The following is a 15,169-nucleotide window of genomic DNA, read 5'->3' on the forward strand; positions in this document are numbered from 1 at the left end:
GCTGATGCTGCTCGCCGCCGCGCCCGCCCAGGCCGCCGGCTACCGCTACTGGTCCTTCTGGGAGGGCGGCGGCACCGGCTGGGCCTACGCCACCCAGGGCCCGGCCACCGCCCGGCCCGCCGACGGCGACACCATAGGCTTCCGCTTCGCCGTCAGCGCCGACTCCAACGACGCCACCCGGCCCACCGCCCTCCCCGACTTCGGGAAGATCTGCGCCACGGCGAAGAGCGCCGGCGGCAGCGGCGGCACGAAGTCGATCGCGGTCGTCGTCGACTTCGGCACCGCCCAGGACGCCCCGCCCGGCGAGGCGCCGCCCGTGCCCGCCGTCCGGACCGGCTGCGCCGAGGTCCGCGCGGACGCCACCGCCGCCGAGGCGCTGGCCGCCGTCGCCAAGCCGCTGCGCTACGACACCAACGCCATGCTCTGCGGCATCGCCGGCTACCCGGCCAGGGGCTGCGGCGAGCAGGTGGCCACGGCCCCCGACGCCAGCGCGCCCCGGCCCTCCGCGACGCCCTCCGGCGAACCCGCCGCCGCGAAGGACTCCGGCGGGCCCTCCCTCGGCCTCCTCGCCGGCGGAGCCGCCGTACTGGCCCTCGGCGTCGCCGGTGTCTGGCAGGCCCGCCGCCGCCGCGCATGAGGCCCCCGGACCGGCTGCGCGCCCCCGAGGCGAACCGCTCGAACGCCCTGCACCCGGGAGCCTGGTGGCTCTGGGCGCTGGGCCTCGCCGTGGCCGCCTCCCGCACCACCAACCCGCTGCTCCTCGGCCTGATCGTCGGCGTCGCGGGCTATGTCGTCGCGGCCCGCCGCACCGACGCGCCCTGGGCCCGCTCGTACGGCGCCTTCGTCAAGCTCGGCCTGTTCGTCGTGGCTCTGCGGGTGCTGTTCTCGGTGTTCCTCGGCTCGCCCATCCCCGGCGAGCGGCTGCTGTTCACGCTGCCCGAGGTGCCGCTGCCCGACTGGGCGCAGGGCGTGCGGATCGGCGGCCGGGTCACCGCCGAACAGCTCGTCTTCGCCGTCTACGACGGCATGAAGCTGGCCTCCCTGCTGATCTGCGTCGGCGCCGCGAACGCCCTGGCCAGCCCGGCCCGGCTGCTGAAGTCGCTGCCCGGCGCGCTGTACGAGGTCGGGGTCGCCGTCGTCGTCGCGATGACCTTCGCGCCGAACATGGTCGCCGACGTGGTCCGGCTGCGCACCGCCCGGCGGCTGCGCGGGCGCCCCACCGGCGGCGTCCGGGCGCTGCTCCAGATCGGGCTGCCGGTCCTGGAGGGCGCCCTCGAACGCTCGGTGGCCGTGGCCGCCTCCATGGACGCCCGCGGCTACGGGCGCACCGCCCAGGTGCCGCGCGCCGTGCGGCGCACCACCGCCGTGCTGACCCTCGGCGGGCTGCTCGGCGTGTGCGCGGGCTCGTACGGGCTGCTCGCCGCGCAGGGCGCCGGCTACGGCCTGCCGCTGCTGGCCGCCGGGCTCCTCGCGGCCCTCGCCGGGCTGCGGCTCGGCGGGCGGCGGGCGGTCCGCACCCGCTACCGGCCCGACCGCTGGGGGATCCGGGCCTGGCTGGTCGCGGGCTCCGGCGCCGCCGTGGCCGCCGCGATGATCCGGGCCGCGTCCGTCGCGCCCGAGGCGCTGCGCCCCGGCGTCGTCCCGCTCGAAGCGCCCGGGCTGCCGCTGTGGCCGGCGGCCGCGGTGCTCGTCGGCCTGCTGCCCGCCTTCGTGGCCCCCGTACCGAAGGAGACCTCCCGGTGATCCGCTTCGCGCACGTGTCGGTGACCTACGACGGGGCGTCCGCGCCCAGCCTGAGCGGGCTCGACCTGACCGTGCCCGAGGGCGAGCTGGTGCTGCTCGTCGGGCCGTCCGGGGTCGGCAAGTCGACGCTCCTGAACGCGGTGTCCGGGCTGGTCCCGCACTTCACCGGCGGCACTCTGCGCGGCCGGGTCACCGTCGACGGCCGCGACACCCGCGACCACCCGCCGCGCGAGCTCGCCGACCTGGTCGGCACCGTGGGCCAGGACCCGCGGGCCCACTTCGTCACCGACACCGTCGAGGACGAGCTCGCGTACGGCATGGAGTCCCTGGGCCTGGCCCCGGCCGTGATGCGGCGGCGGGTCGAGGAGACCCTGGACCTGCTGGGCCTCGCCGAGCTGCGCGACCGGCCGATCGCCACGCTGTCCGGCGGGCAGCAGCAGCGGGTGGCGATCGGCTCCGTGCTCACCCCGCACCCCAAGGTCCTCGTCCTGGACGAGCCGACCTCCGCGCTCGACCCCTCGGCGGCCGAGGACGTGCTGGCCGTGCTCCAGCGGCTGGTCCACGACCTCGGCACGACGGTCCTGATGGCGGAGCACCGCCTGGAGCGGGTCGTGCAGTACGCGGACCGGGTGCTGCTGCTGCCGGACGGGGTGCTGGGCGCGCCCGCCGACGTCATGGCCGTCTCGCCCGTGCACCCGCCGGTGGTGGCCCTGGGCCGGCTCGCGGGCTGGGACCCGCTGCCGCTGTCGGTGCGGGACGCCCGGCGGGCGGCGGGGCCGCTGCGGGAGCGGCTGGCGGGGCGGGAGCCGGGGACGCCCGCGCGCCCGGCCCAGGGGCCGCGCCCGGGACCCCTGGGCCGGGCGCGCGGGCCCCTGGCCCCGGACGCCGGGCGGGGCGAGAATCCGGCCCCGTCGGCGCTTGGGGCGCGGGGGTCCGGGGGTGAAGCCTCCGGTTCCGGGAAGGGGCGGGGCGGCGGGCTCGCGTTCTTCCGGCGCCGCACCCGACCCGCGCCCGATGCCCCCGGCACCCCCGGCCGCCCCCCGGGCCCCCTCGTGGACGTCGACCGCCTCGCCGTCCGGCGCGGCCGGGTCGAGGCGCTGCGGCAGGTGACGCTCGGGGTCGCGGCGGGCGAGACCGTCGCCCTGATGGGGCGCAACGGGGCCGGCAAGTCGACCCTGCTCGGCACCCTCGTCGGCATGATCGCCCCCACCTCCGGCACCGTCCGGGTGGCCGGGCTCACCCCGCACACCACCGACCCCCGGGCCCTGATCCGGCAGGTCGGGCTGGTCCCGCAGGAGCCCCGGGACCTGTTGTACGCGGACACCGTGGCCGCCGAGTGCGCCGCCGCCGACGCGGACGCCGGGGCCGCGCCGGGCAGCTGCCGGGCGCTGGTCTCCGAGCTGCTGCCGGGAGTCGCGGACGACACGCACCCCCGGGACCTCTCGGAGGGGCAGCGCCTCGCGCTCGCCCTCTCGGTGGTGCTGACGGCCCGCCCGCCGCTGCTGCTCCTCGACGAGCCGACCCGCGGCCTGGACTACGCGGCGAAGGCGCGCCTGGTGGCGCGGCTGCGCGCGCTGGCGGCCGAGGGGCACGCGATCGTGCTGGCCACCCACGACGTGGAGCTGGCGGCGGAGCTGGCGCACCGGGTGGTGATCCTGGCCGGCGGCGAGGTGGTCGCGGACGGGCCGACGGCCGAGGTGGTCGTCTCCTCCCCCGCCTTCTCGCCGCAGGTCGCGAAGGTCCTCGCGCCGCACCCGTGGCTCACCGTCGAACAGGTGGAGGCGGCGCTGTGAGCGCGCGCGCCGCCCGCCCGGTCCGGCTGGGTCCCCGCTCGGTCGCGGCCCTGGTCCTGGTCTCCGTCGTCGGGCTGATCGCGATCGGCTGGCCGCTGCTGGCCTCGGCGGGCTCGGCGCTGACCGACCACGCCGCCGACGCGCCCTGGTTCTTCGCCCTGCTGCTGCCGCTGCTGATCGCGGTGGTGGTGGCGACGATCGCGGACTGCGGGATGGACGCGAAGGCGGTGGCGATGCTGGGGGTGCTGGCCGCCGTGGGGGCGGCGCTGCGCCCGCTGGGCGCGGGGACGGCGGGTCTGGAGCCGATGTTCTTCCTGATGCTGCTGAGCGGCCGGGTGCTGGGGCCGGGCTTCGGCTTCGTGCTGGGCGCGGTGACGATGTTCGCGTCCGCGCTGCTCACGGGCGGGGTGGGGCCGTGGATGCCGACCCAGATGCTGGCGATGGGCTGGTTCGCGATGGGCGCGGGCCTGCTGCCGGGCCCGGACCGGATCCGGGGGCGGGCCGAGCTGCTGATGCTCTCCGCGTACGGCTTCGTCGCGGCCTTCGCGTACGGCACGGTCACCAATCTCTACGGGTGGGTGACGGTGGGCGGCCTGGGGCAGGGGGTGTCCTTCCGGCCCGGGGACCCGGTCCAGGAGAACCTGGTCCGCTTCCTCGCGTACGTGCTGGCCACCTCCATGGGCTGGGACCTGGGGCGGGCGCTGCTCACGGTGGTGCTGACGCTGACCGTGGGCGGGGCGCTGCTGAGGGCGCTGCGGCGGGCCACGCGGCGGGCGAACTTCGAGGCCCAGGTCACATTCGAGGGGTCCGGGAAGGCCCTCGCGGGTGAGGCGCCTCATAGGACCCAGGTCACGTACGACCGGAGATAGTAGAGGGTTAAGGGCGGCCTAAATCCCCCCATACAGGGGCACGACCTGCGGAAACGGGCCAGAGGGTACGCCGGGACCTGGGGCCCGGGTCCGAACCTTCCTCGTACTGGGGGTGATTGCGCCGCCGTCCGGGGGTCTGTTTCTCTGGTGGACGTCGCCAGGCAGCCGGTGCTCACCGCAACGGCACGGCCGGCCGGTTCCCCCCAGTCCCCGGGTCCCCCGGGCTCTGGTTCCGGCATGTCGGAATCCCTGGCGCGGCTCTTGTCCCCGACGTTAGGTATGACGTTTTGTTCCGCTCGATCTCCACCCGCGCCGCCTCCCGTAAGAAGTCCCTCGCCGTCACCGCGGCGGTCCTGATCGGCGCCTCCGGCGCGGTCCTCGGCACCACGGGCACGGCCTCGGCCGCCACCCCGCAGGAGCTGGCCAAGAAGATCGTCCCGGCCGCGCAGTACGCGTCCTTCAGCAAGATCGTCGAGCACGAGTCCGGCTGGAACCACACCGCCACCAACTCGTCCAGCGGCGCCTACGGCCTGGTCCAGGCCCTGCCGGGCTCCAAGATGTCCTCGGCCGGTGCCGACTGGAAGACCAACCCCGCCACCCAGATCAAGTGGGGTCTGGACTACATGAACGAGCGCTACGGCTCCCCGAACGGCGCCTGGAACTTCTGGCAGTCGCACGGCTGGTACTAAGAGTCACCACGCCGCACCGCGCACACCCGCAAGGCCCCGCCCTCCGCACGGAGGGGCGGGGCCTGCGGCGTTTCCGGGGTCCGGGAGGGGCACGCCGGGCCCGCTCAGAGCCGCTGGATGATGGTCCCGGTCGCCAGCGCGCCGCCCGCGCACATGGTGATCAGGGCGAATTCCTTGTCGGTGCGCTCCAGCTCGTGCAGGGCGGTGGTGATGAGCCGGGCGCCGGTGGCGCCGACGGGGTGCCCGAGGGCGATGGCGCCGCCGTTGACGTTGACCTTCTCCAGGTCCTGGTCGAAGACCTGCGCCCAGCTGAGCACGACGGAGGCGAAGGCCTCGTTGATCTCGACCAGGTCGATGTCCTTGAGCGACATCCCGGCTTTGCCGAGCACCGCGCGGGTCGCGTCGACGGGCCCGTCCAGGTGGTAGTGCGGGTCGGCGCCGACGAGCGCCTGGGCGACGATCCGGGCGCGCGGGCGCAGCTTGAGGGCGCGGGCCATCCGCTTGGAGGCCCACATGATCGCGGAGGCGCCGTCGGAGATCTGGGAGGAGTTCCCGGCGGTGTGGATCGCGGTGGGCATGACCGGCTTGAGCCGGGCGAGGCCCTCCATGCTGGTGTCGCGCAGGCCCTCGTCGTGGTCCACCAGCCGCCACATGCCGTGGCCGGCGGACTGCTCCTCCTCGGTGGTGGGGACCTGGACGGCGAAGGTCTCGCGCTTGAAGCGCTCCTCGGACCAGGCGGTCGCGGCCCGCTCCTGGGAGAGCAGCCCGAGGGAGTCGACGCGCTCGCGGGTGAGGCCGCGGCGGCGGGCGATGCGCTCGGCGGCCTCGAACTGGTTGGGCAGGTCCACGTTCCACTCGTCGGGCCAGGGCTTGCCGGGGCCGTGCTTGGAGCCGGAGCCGAGCGGGACCCGGGACATGGCCTCGACGCCGCAGCTGATGCCGATGTCGATGACTCCGGCGGCGACCATGTTGGCGACCATGTGGCTGGCCTGCTGGGAGGAGCCGCACTGGCAGTCGACGGTGGTGGCGGCGGTCTCGTACGGGAGGCCCATGGTGAGCCAGGCGGTGCGGGCGGGGTTCATGGACTGCTCGCCGGCGTGGGTGACCGTGCCGCCGACGATCTGCTCGACGCAGTCGGCGTGGATGCCGGTGCGGCCGAGGAGCTCGCGGTAGGTCTCGCCGAGGAGGTAGGCGGGGTGGAGGTTGGCGAGCGCGCCTCCGCGCTTGCCGATGGGGGTGCGTACGGCTTCGACGATGACGGGTTCCGCGGCCATGAGCTCGTCCTCTCCTCGCCCGCCCGGGGTGTCCCGGCACCCCGGTGCGGACTCACATCCGGAACTGGTACGCGTTCTAGTTCTGTGTGCAGTCTTATGACTGCTACCGCGGGTACGCAAGGGTCCGGAACGCAACAGTTCCGGCGCCATGGCTTGCCTCTTGCAGAACTCGTTACTACCTTTCCCGGCAACTTCTGATGGGTCGTCAGACAATGCAGACACTGCACTGACAGGTCAGACAAGGACGTGTTGCCGATGCCGTGCCCTCACCTCTCCGAGGGGTTCGACGCCACCGACCCCGATCTGCTCCAGGACCGGATCCCTCATCCGGAGTTCGCCCGGCTGCGGCAGACCGCGCCCGTCTGGTGGTGCGCCCAGCCCCCCGGCGTCACCGGCTTCGCCGACGAGGGCTACTGGGCCGTGACCCGGCACGCCGACGTCAAGTACGTCTCCACCCATCCCGAGCTGTTCTCCTCCAACGAGAACACCGCCGTCATCCGCTTCAACGAGCACATCAGCCGGGACCAGATCGAGGTCCAGAAGCTGATCATGCTCAACATGGACCCGCCGGAGCACAGCCGGGTCCGCCAGATCGTCCAGCGCGGCTTCACCCCGCGCGCCATCCGGAGCCTGGAGACCGCCCTGCGCGACCGGGCCCGCGCCATCGTCGAGGAGGCGAGGGCCGCCGCCGCGAAGGACGGCGGCTTCGACTTCGTCACCAAGGTCGCCGTCGAGCTGCCGCTCCAGGCGATCGCCGAACTCATCGGCGTACCGCAGGAGGACCGGGCCCGGATCTTCGACTGGTCGAACAAGATGGTCGCGTACGACGACCCCGAGTACGCCATCACCGAGGAGATCGGCGCCGAGGCGGCCATGGAGCTCATCGGCTACTCGATGAACCTCGCCGCCGCCCGCAAGGAGTGTCCCGCCAAGGACATCGTGAGCCAGCTCGTCGCCGCCGAGGGCCAGGGCAACCTCTCCTCCGACGAGTTCGGCTTCTTCGTGCTGCTCCTCGCCGTCGCCGGCAACGAGACCACCCGCAACGCCATCAGCCACGGGATGCACGCCTTCCTCACCCACCCCGACCAGTGGGAGCTCTACAAGCGCGAGCGGCCCGCGACCGCCGCCGAGGAGATCGTGCGCTGGGCCACCCCCGTCGTCTCCTTCCAGCGCACCGCCACCCAGGACACCGAGCTCGGCGGGCAGCAGATCCGCAAGGGCGACCGGGTCGGCCTCTTCTACTCCTCAGCCAACAACGACCCGGAGGTCTTCGAGAACCCCGAGACCTTCGACATCACCCGCGACCCCAACCCGCACCTCGGCTTCGGCGGCGGCGGACCGCACTTCTGCCTCGGCAAGTCCCTGGCCATCAAGGAGATCGAGCTGATCTTCGAGGCGCTCGCCGACGAACTCCCCGGCCTCACCCTCGCCGGCGACCCGCGCCGGCTGCGCGCGGCGTGGCTCAACGGCATCAAGGAACTCCGGGTGACGGTGGCCTGAACACCCCGGACCACGACGCGTACACCCCCCGCCGCACCCTGGGCGGGGGGTGTACGTTCGGCGCCATGAGCAACGAACAGGATCAATGGAACGCCGTCGACGCCTACTTCACCGACCTGCTCGCCCCCGGCGACGAGGCCCTGGACGCCGCGCTCGCCGCCTCGTCGGCCGCCGGGCTCCCGGAGATCGCCGTCGCCCCCAACCAGGGCAAGCTGCTCAGCCTCCTGGTCCGCGCGCAGGGCGCGCGGAACGTCCTGGAGGTCGGCACCCTCGGCGGCTACAGCACCATCTGGCTGGCCCGCGCGCTGCCCGCCGACGGCCGGCTGATCACCCTGGAGTACTCCGCCGCCCACGCGGACGTCGCCCGCGCCAACCTCGCCCGCGCGGGCCTCGACAAGACCGTCGAGGTACGCACCGGCGCCGCCCTGGACACCCTCCCCCTGCTCGCCGAAGAGGGCGCGGGCCCCTTCGACTTCGTCTTCATCGACGCCGACAAGGCCAACAACCCGCACTACGTGACCTGGGCCCTGAAGCTGTCCCGCCCCGGCACGCTGATCGTCGTCGACAACGTCGTACGCGGCGGCCGGGTCGCCACCCCCCACCCCGACGACCCGGCCATCACCGGCACCCGCGCCATGTTCGACCTGATCTCCCAGGAACCCCGCCTCGACGCGACCGCCTTCCAGACGGTCGGCTCCAAGGGCTACGACGGGCTGCTGATCGCCCGCGTGACGGACTGACCCGAGCCGGTCATATCCTGCCTTTCATGAGCATCGTGAAGATCAACGTACTGACCGTGCCGGCCGAGCAGCGCGAGGTCCTGGAGCAGCGCTTCGCCGCGCGGGCCGGGGCCGTCGAGGGTTCGGACGGGTTCGAGTGGTTCGAGCTGCTGCGCCCGCTGGAGGGGACGGACCAGTACCTGGTCTACACCCGGTGGCGCAGCGAGGAGGACTTCCAGAACTGGATGAACGGCTCCATGAAGGCCGCCCACCAGGGCACCTCCGGCGGCGAGGGCGGCGCCGAGCGGCCCAAGCCCGCCGCCAGCGGCTCGACCCTGTGGTCCTTCGAGGTGGTGCAGACCTCTTCGCCCAAGGGCTGAGGCCGGCGGGCCGGGGCCGCCGGGACGTCCCGGCGGCCCCGCTCCCGTTCAGGGGTGGCGGTGGTCGCCCGGGGGCTCCGGTGAGCGGGGGCGTTCCGCGTCCGAGCCGCCGAGCTCCGCCGTCAGCTCCTCCACCAGCTTCACCAGGTCCGTCGGCCGGTCCGGCCCCCACCAGTCGCCGAGCAGGTCGGCGAGCGAGTCCTCGCGCGCCTTGGCGAGCAGCACGGCCGTCCGCGCACCCTCCTCGGTGAGCACCAGGTCCAGGCCCTCCCTGGCCACCAGCCGCCGCTCCTCCAGCTCCCGCGCCGCCTCCGTGATCGACCGCAGCGGTACGGGGGTCGTCTCGGCGAGCCGGGCGGGCTCCACCGTGCCGTGCCGGCGCACCCGCAGCAGCAGCCAGCTCGCGGCCGGCAGCAGGTCGAGCCCGGCGCGCGCGGTGATCTTCTCGTAGATCTGCTTGCGTCCCGCCCGGGAGCCGAGCAGCGACAGCGCGCGGGCGCACTCGTCGCGCGAGGAGCGCTCGACCGGGTTGGAGGCGAGGGTCTGGCTGGGGTCCGGCGCGGTCACCGCGCCGCGCAGCCGGTCCTCCTTGAGGAAGCAGGCGACGACGAAGCCGATCAGCACGACCGGCGCCGCGTACAGGAACACGTCGGTGATGGACGTGGCGTACGCGTGCAGCACCGAGGGGCGCAGCTGCGGCGGGAGGGCGGCGATGGCCCGGGGGTCGGCGGCGATCGCCCCGGCGTCGGCGCCCGGCGGCAGTTGCTGCCCGGCCAGCGCGGCTTCGAGCTTGTCGGTGAGCCGGTTGGTGAAGAGCGTGCCGAAGATCGCGACGCCGAAGGAGGCGCCGATGGAGCGGAAGAAGGTCGCCCCGGAGGTCGCGACGCCGAGGTCCTGGTAGGAGACGGCGTTCTGCACGACGAGCACCAGGACCTGCATGACCAGGCCGAGTCCGGCGCCGAAGACGAAGAAGTAGACGCTCATCTCCCAGGTCGAGCTGGTCTCGGTCAGCCGGTGGAGGAGGACCAGGCCGAGGGCCGTGACAGCGGTCCCGGCGAGCGGGAAGACCTTCCAGCGGCCGGTGCGGGAGACGATCTGGCCCGAGCCGGTCGAGGTGAGGAGCATGCCGAGGACCATCGGGAGCATGTGGACGCCGGACATGGTGGGGCTGACGCCCTGCACCACCTGGAGGAACGTCGGCAGGTAGGTCATCGCGCCGAACATCGCGAAGCCGACGATGAAACTGATGACGGAGACCAGGCTGAAGGTCCGGATCCGGAACAGCTTCAGCGGCAGCACGGGTTCGGCGGCCCGCCCCTCCACGTACACGAACCAGACCAGCAGCACGGCGCCGAGCACGGCGAGCCCGATGATCTGCGGCGAGCCCCAGGCCCAGGTGGTGCCGCCGAGCGAGGCGACCAGGACCAGGCAGGTGGCGACCGAGGCGATGAGGAAGGTGCCGAGGTAGTCGATGGTGTGCCGGGTGCCGCCGACCGGGATGTGCAGCACGGCGGCGATGACGAAGAGGGCGACGACGCCGATCGGCAGGTTGATGTAGAACACCCAGCGCCAGGAGAGGTGTTCGGTGAACAGCCCGCCCAACAGCGGCCCCAGCACGCTGGTGGCGCCGAAGACGGCACCGAACAGGCCCTGGTAGCGGCCGCGTTCGCGGGGCGAGACGAGGTCGCCGACGATCGCCATCGACAGCACCATCAACCCGCCGCCGCCCAGGCCCTGGACGGCGCGGAAGGCGATGAGCTGGGGCATGTTCTGGGCGAGGCCGCAGAGCGCGGAGCCGATGAGGAAGAGGACGATCGCGCTCTGGAACAGCTTCTTGCGCCCGTACTGGTCGCCCAGCTTGCCCCACAGCGGGGTCGCGGCGGTCGAGGCCAGCATGTACGCGGTGACCACCCACGAGAGGTGCTCCATGCCGCCGAGCTCGCTGACGATGGTCGGCAGGGCGGTGGAGACGATGGTCTGGTCGAGCGCGGCGAGCAGCATCCCGAGCAGCAGCGCGCCGATCGCCACGAGCACGGTGCGGTGGCTCTGGCCCTCCCCGGGCGCGGGGCCTCCGCCGGCGCGCGGCGCGCGTACTTCCTGGGCCATGGGTGTCTCCTCCGGCCGGGCCGCTGGGGGTTCGTCCCCCTCCGTACCCCTCCATCCTGGTTGCTTTGCCCTGGTATGGCCTGCGGAGGACGTACGGAAGGGCACAGCTGTTCCCCCCGGCGGGGCGGGCTGGCTGCATAATCGCTCGCAGGTGAACCCGGGGAGGGACCCAGCGATGTCCGGACACGTCTGTCCTGAATGCGGTGTACACAGACCTGACTGCGCGTGCGCCCGCGCCCGGGCCCAGGCCGCGGAGGTGGCGGCGGCGGAGGACTTCGACCCGCTGCGGATCCGCCCGTACGTGTCCCTCGGCCCGACGGACGCCCCGGACCCGCTGACCGATCCCCTGCCGGGCCGGCTGCCGGACCAGGTCCCCGCACCCCCGCCGGTCCCCCTGGCCGGACCGCTGCCCGCCGAGGTCCCGGCACCCCGGGCCGGCGCGGACCCGTCCGAGACGATGCCGCTGCTGCTGCCGGGCGTACGGGCGGGGGGCCCGGCCGCCGCACCCGGCCCCCTGGCCGCGCCCGCGCCCGTACCCCTGCCCGTACCTCCTCACGGCGGCGGACCCGCCACGGCGCCCGTCCCTCCCTACGACGACGGCGGGCCGGTCACCACGGTCATTCCGCCGTACGACGACGGCGGGCCGGTCACCACGGCCATTCCGCCGTACGACGACGGTGGGCCAGCCACCGCGCTCATTCCCCCGTACGACCCCGCCCACGGCTCCCCGTACGGCCCCGGGCACGGCGTCCCGCCCACCCCCGCGCACGACCTGGGGGCCGCGCACACCCTCGCGTACGACCCCGACGGGGGCCGCCGGCGGTCCGGGCGGGGGCGGGCCCTGGCCGTCGCCGGGGTCGTCGCCGCCGCCGTCGTCGGCACGGCGGTCATGGCCGCCGCCCTGATCGGCGGGGACGGCGCGGAGGACCGGGCCGGGGTCCCCGAGGTCACCACCAGCGCGTCCGAGAACGTCGCCGTCTCCGAGGCGCCGAGCACCGAGGCCACCCCGTCGGAGACCGCCTCCCCCTCCGCCCGGACCACCTCGGCGAGCCCTTCCGCGACCGGATCGGGATCCCCGACGCCCGCGCGGACCACGGCGGCGCCCACCCGGACGGCCCCGGTCGCGGTGGCGCCCACCCGGACCGGCACCACACCCTCCAGCGCGCCCGCCGCGACCCCGAGCGCGACCGAGGAGCAGGACGGGCCGACGCTGAGCCTGGGCGACTCGGGCGACGAGGTGCGGGAGCTCCAGCGGCGGCTGCGGGAGCTGTGGCTGTACACGGGGCCGGAGGACGGGAGGTTCGGCAGGAAGCTGGAGCGGGCGGTCGAGATCTACCAGTCGTACAAGTACATCGGCGACGACCCCGAGGGCGTGTACGGGCCGAGCACGCGGCGGGCGCTGGAGGCCGAGACGACGGGCTGAGCGGGGCCCGGGTGGGGCCGAGTGGCGCAAAAGGGCCCCTTTTTTGTATCGTGGATGAACAAAGTGGCCCCGCCCGCACTCCCTGACCGGCGGGCGGGACCGCTCTGTCCCGTCTCCGACCATCCCTCCTGGAGATCCCCGATGGCTGCCACCACCCCGGCGTCGTTCACCGCACGCGCCCTCCTGCTCGACATGGACGGCACGCTCGTCAACTCCGACGCCGTCGTGGAGCGCTGCTGGCGGCGCTGGGCCGAGCGGCACGGACTGGACCCGATCGAGGCCCTGAAGGTCGTCCACGGGCGCCAGGGCTACGCCACGATGGCGGTCCTGCTGCCGGAGCGGCCGATGGAGGAGAACCACGCCGACAACCGCGTGATGCTCGCCGAGGAGACCGCCGACCTCGACGGGGTCGTGCCGGTGCCGGGCGCGCCCGCCTTCATGGCCGCGCTCGCGAGCCTGCCGCACGCCCTGGTGACCTCCGCCGACAGGGCGCTGGCGGGGGCCCGGATGGGCGCCGCGGAGCTGCCGATGCCGGCCGTCCGGGTGACCGCCGAGGACGTGAGCGCGAGCAAGCCGGACCCGGAGGGCTTCCTGAAGGGCGCGGTGGAGCTGGGCTTCGCGCCCGAGGACTGCGTGGTCTTCGAGGACTCCGAGGCGGGCATCCAGGCGGGCCGCGCGGCCGGGATGCGCGTGGTGGGCGTCGGCCCGCGCGCCGCCGCCTTCGCGCCGGACGCCCACGTCGAGGACCTGACCCGGCTGACCGTGACCCCCGGCCCGGACGGGACGATCACCCTGACGTTCACCGGCTGACTCCGGGCGGGGGCGCCCCACGCCCCCGGCCACCCACGGCCCGGCCCGCCCGGCTACCCACGCCCCGGCCCGGCCGACCGCCCACATCCCGGCCGGCCCGCCCGGCCCGCCGCACACCCCGGCCCGGACCCGACCCAGGACCCCGCCACGGGTCCGGGCCCGGGCCTCGCCGTTCACGCCCGCACGAGCCTGCCCCGGGCCACCAGCTCCAGCGTCACCGCGACCGCCACCGCCTGGACCAGGAGCAGGGCGACCAGGACGAAGAGCTGGACCGCGCCCGCGTGCAGCGGTGACGCGCCGCCCAGGAGCATGCCGACGAACGCGCCCGGAAGGGTGACCAGGCCCACCGTGCGGGTCTGGTCCATGCCCGGCAGCAGCGCGTCCGATGCCGCCTCGCGCGCCACCTCCAGCCGCGCCTCGCGGTCCAGCAGGCCGATCGCCAGGCCAGCCTCGACCTCACCCCACCGCCCCTTGATCTCGTCGAGCGCCCGCCGTCCGCCGAGGACGGTCGCCGTGAGCGCGCCGCCGATGAGGATTCCGGCCACCGGGATCAGGGTGATGCCCCGCGCCGGCACGAGCCCGGTGAGGACGAGCGCCGACACCACCGGGACCACACCCGCCGCGATCGGCACCGCCGCCCACCGCCAGGCCCGGCCGGGCGCCGGGACGATCCGCCGCCCGGCCGTCCGTACCGCCACCGCGTACATCAGCAGCAGGAAGCAGGCGAGCAGCGCCGCCGAGCGGACCACCCAGCCGATCACCAGGGACACGGCGACGAGCTGCACCGCCGCGCGGGCCCCGGCGACGAGCGTGTCGCGGGCGCGGCCGAGGCGGGTCAGCGCGACGACCCCGGCGGCGAGGGCGAGCAGGACGGCGAGGACCGCCCCGAAGGTCACGTTCACTTCCACGAGCACGCGCCAACCCTAGGACCCCGCAGGGGAACTGCCGCCCCGTCACGCCCTGTCGTCTCGGCACGCCCCACCCCTTGATGTGACGTGCTCATGTCGCCACCCTGTTACCTGGCGCTCCCCCCACGGAAACCCGGCGCGGTCACGATGACCGGGCCGGCCGGCGCCCGTCCGCACCCCGCGCGGGGGCCGGTCACGGCCACGGTCCCCCCACCCCAAGGGAGTTCGCATGTCCGCCGCCAGCGTCTACGCGCGTCGCATAGCCGTCCTCGCCGCCTCCGCAGCCCTGAGCGTCACCGGCCTGCTCGCCACCGCCCCGGCCGCCCAGGCCGCCCCGCCCACCCCGGTCAGCGCCGCCACCGCCCGCACCTACCTGGCCTCCCTGACCGTCACGGCGGCCGGCTCCACCACCGGCTACAGCCGCGACCTCTTCCCGCACTGGATCACCCAGACCGGCACCTGCAACACCCGCGAGACCGTCCTCAAGCGGGACGGCGTGAACGTCGTGACGGACGCGAGCTGCGCCGCGACCGCCGGAAGCTGGTACTCCGCGTACGACGGCGCCACCTGGACCGCCGCCTCGGACCTGGACATCGACCACGTCGTCCCGCTCGCCGAGGCCTGGCGCTCGGGCGCGAACTCCTGGACCACGGCCCAGCGCCAGTCCTTCGCCAACGACCTGACGCGCCCCCAGCTCATCGCGGTCACGGACAACGTCAACCAGTCCAAGGGCGACAAGGACCCGGCCCAGTGGCTGCCCCCGCTCACCTCGTACCGCTGCACGTACGCCCGGATGTGGGTGCACGTGAAGTACGCGTGGAACCTCAGCGTCGACCCGGCGGAGAAGAGCGCGCTCCAGTCGGTCCTCAACGGCTGCTGACACAAAAGATAAATGTTGAAGTTGCAAGCACTAGTGAGGGGTGCCTAACCTGAGGGCTCCGGTTCTCGTCCCCCA

Annotated in this window: 14 protein-coding genes; 11 read left to right on the forward strand and 3 right to left on the reverse strand. The window is 74.3% G+C overall.

Annotated elements, in window-relative coordinates; all coding sequences use genetic code 11:
- Positions 1-4: 4 nt before the first annotated feature.
- The 5 genes from ACZ6J5_RS04395 (at position 5) to ACZ6J5_RS04415 (ending at position 5,094) form a co-directional block, all read left to right on the forward strand.
- Entirely contained in the window at positions 5-637 is a 633-nt protein-coding gene (locus ACZ6J5_RS04395) for an SCO2322 family protein (RefSeq protein WP_469388645.1), read from the forward strand.
- The gene (locus tag ACZ6J5_RS04400) at positions 634-1,743 is read left to right on the forward strand and encodes an energy-coupling factor transporter transmembrane component T (RefSeq protein WP_469387525.1); all 1,110 of its coding nucleotides are present in this window, start codon (positions 634-636) and stop codon (positions 1,741-1,743) included. Before ACZ6J5_RS04395 ends, ACZ6J5_RS04400 begins: the two co-directional genes overlap by 4 nt.
- Positions 1,740-3,536 (forward strand): ABC transporter ATP-binding protein, encoded by a 1,797-nt coding sequence (locus ACZ6J5_RS04405; protein ID WP_469387526.1) that lies wholly within the window; start codon positions 1,740-1,742, stop codon positions 3,534-3,536. Before ACZ6J5_RS04400 ends, ACZ6J5_RS04405 begins: the two co-directional genes overlap by 4 nt.
- Positions 3,533-4,405: an ECF transporter S component gene (locus ACZ6J5_RS04410; protein WP_469387527.1), complete on the forward strand. Its 873-nt coding sequence runs from the start codon at positions 3,533-3,535 to the stop codon at positions 4,403-4,405. The genes ACZ6J5_RS04405 and ACZ6J5_RS04410 overlap by 4 nt, the downstream gene beginning before the upstream one ends.
- A 287-nt stretch (positions 4,406-4,692) precedes the next feature.
- Complete coding sequence (locus tag ACZ6J5_RS04415) at positions 4,693-5,094, forward strand: aggregation-promoting factor C-terminal-like domain-containing protein (protein ID WP_469387528.1); 402 nt, start codon at positions 4,693-4,695, stop codon at positions 5,092-5,094.
- A gap of 104 nt (positions 5,095-5,198) precedes the next feature.
- Here ACZ6J5_RS04415 and ACZ6J5_RS04420 read toward each other — a convergent pair whose 3' ends face one another.
- The gene (locus tag ACZ6J5_RS04420) at positions 5,199-6,368 is read right to left on the reverse strand and encodes a steroid 3-ketoacyl-CoA thiolase (RefSeq protein WP_469387529.1); all 1,170 of its coding nucleotides are present in this window, start codon (positions 6,366-6,368) and stop codon (positions 5,199-5,201) included.
- Between the two features lie 255 nt (positions 6,369-6,623).
- Between ACZ6J5_RS04420 and ACZ6J5_RS04425 the strand changes: the two genes are divergently transcribed.
- The 3 genes from ACZ6J5_RS04425 to ACZ6J5_RS04435 all read left to right on the forward strand — a co-directional run bounded on the left by ACZ6J5_RS04425 (position 6,624) and on the right by ACZ6J5_RS04435 (position 8,967).
- Positions 6,624-7,868, forward strand: coding sequence for a cytochrome P450 (locus tag ACZ6J5_RS04425; protein WP_469387530.1), 1,245 nt, complete (start codon positions 6,624-6,626; stop codon positions 7,866-7,868).
- A gap of 65 nt (positions 7,869-7,933) precedes the next feature.
- Entirely contained in the window at positions 7,934-8,608 is a 675-nt protein-coding gene (locus ACZ6J5_RS04430; RefSeq protein WP_469387531.1) for an O-methyltransferase, read from the forward strand.
- A 26-nt stretch (positions 8,609-8,634) separates the two neighbouring features.
- Positions 8,635-8,967 carry an antibiotic biosynthesis monooxygenase family protein gene (locus tag ACZ6J5_RS04435; RefSeq protein ID WP_469387532.1) on the forward strand — a complete coding sequence of 111 codons (333 nt, stop codon included), beginning with the start codon at positions 8,635-8,637 and terminating at the stop codon, positions 8,965-8,967.
- Between the two features lie 48 nt (positions 8,968-9,015).
- Here ACZ6J5_RS04435 and ACZ6J5_RS04440 read toward each other — a convergent pair whose 3' ends face one another.
- Positions 9,016-11,073, reverse strand: coding sequence for an MDR family MFS transporter (locus ACZ6J5_RS04440; RefSeq protein ID WP_469387533.1), 2,058 nt, complete (start codon positions 11,071-11,073; stop codon positions 9,016-9,018).
- A 256-nt stretch (positions 11,074-11,329) separates the two neighbouring features.
- Between ACZ6J5_RS04440 and ACZ6J5_RS04445 the strand changes: the two genes are divergently transcribed.
- Together ACZ6J5_RS04445 and ACZ6J5_RS04450 are read left to right on the forward strand one after the other, a co-directional pair.
- The gene (locus ACZ6J5_RS04445; protein ID WP_469387534.1) at positions 11,330-12,496 is read left to right on the forward strand and encodes a peptidoglycan-binding domain-containing protein; all 1,167 of its coding nucleotides are present in this window, start codon (positions 11,330-11,332) and stop codon (positions 12,494-12,496) included.
- A 141-nt stretch (positions 12,497-12,637) separates the two neighbouring features.
- Positions 12,638-13,306 carry an HAD-IA family hydrolase gene (locus tag ACZ6J5_RS04450; RefSeq protein WP_469387535.1) on the forward strand — a complete coding sequence of 223 codons (669 nt, stop codon included), beginning with the start codon at positions 12,638-12,640 and terminating at the stop codon, positions 13,304-13,306.
- Between the two features lie 173 nt (positions 13,307-13,479).
- Here ACZ6J5_RS04450 and ACZ6J5_RS04455 read toward each other — a convergent pair whose 3' ends face one another.
- Complete coding sequence (locus ACZ6J5_RS04455; RefSeq protein WP_469387537.1) at positions 13,480-14,220, reverse strand: ABC transporter permease; 741 nt, start codon at positions 14,218-14,220, stop codon at positions 13,480-13,482.
- A 223-nt stretch (positions 14,221-14,443) separates the two neighbouring features.
- Between ACZ6J5_RS04455 and ACZ6J5_RS04460 the strand changes: the two genes are divergently transcribed.
- Positions 14,444-15,094, forward strand: coding sequence for an HNH endonuclease family protein (locus ACZ6J5_RS04460; RefSeq protein ID WP_469387538.1), 651 nt, complete (start codon positions 14,444-14,446; stop codon positions 15,092-15,094).
- Positions 15,095-15,169 lie beyond the last annotated feature (75 nt).

This window comes from Streptomyces sp. NPDC042100 (genome assembly GCF_055582325.1).